The 616-nt window shown below is 57.8% G+C and carries 1 protein-coding gene; it reads left to right on the forward strand.

Annotated features, from left to right (window positions below; genetic code table 11):
* The coding region (locus tag ALO64_RS10790; protein ID WP_162232068.1) for a DNA cytosine methyltransferase at window positions 1-549 on the forward strand (549 nt) is incomplete at its 5' end.
* Between the last annotated feature and the right edge of the window lie 67 nt (window positions 550-616).

Genomic DNA, 616 nt, shown 5'->3' on the forward strand with positions numbered 1-616 from the left:
GACGCCATTGGCGACTTACCCGCCTTGTGCAACGGCGAGATTGGCGAGCAGGTGAAAGACTATCGGCACCCGGCGGATAATCCGTATCAACAGCTGATGCGAGCAGGTTCAATGGGTGTCACGTGTCACGAGGCCGGTCGGTTGAGCAAAATCAACCTTGAGCGTATGACGCACATTCCACCGGGCGGGAACTGGACAGATATTCCCGATGCCCTATTGCCGAGCGGGATGCGCATGGCACGGCGCAGTGATCACACAAAGCGTTATGGTCGGGTCAATCCTGAAGGGCTCGCATCCACCATCTTAACCAAGTGCGACCCACATTGGGGCGCCTACTTTCATTACGAGCAGGACAGAGCCTTTACCGTTCGCGAAGCGGCTCGCATTCAGTCCTTCCCTGACACCTACGTTTTCTGCGGCTCGCGGGTTGAGCAATACGAACAGGTAGGTAATGCCGTACCGCCGCTGCTGGGCGCAGCCGTAGGGCAAGCTATCGCTTTTGCGTTGGGGAGTGTCCCCAAGAACAAACGTACTGTACGGGTGGCGTAGTGGCAGGGAAGATTTGGGAGATCTTCGGTTATCGCTCCGATGACCATTCTCCGGCGGCGGTGGCCGA

This window comes from Pseudomonas meliae (assembly GCF_001400515.1).
GTDB classification, from domain to species: Bacteria; Pseudomonadota; Gammaproteobacteria; order Pseudomonadales; family Pseudomonadaceae; genus Aquipseudomonas; species Aquipseudomonas amygdali.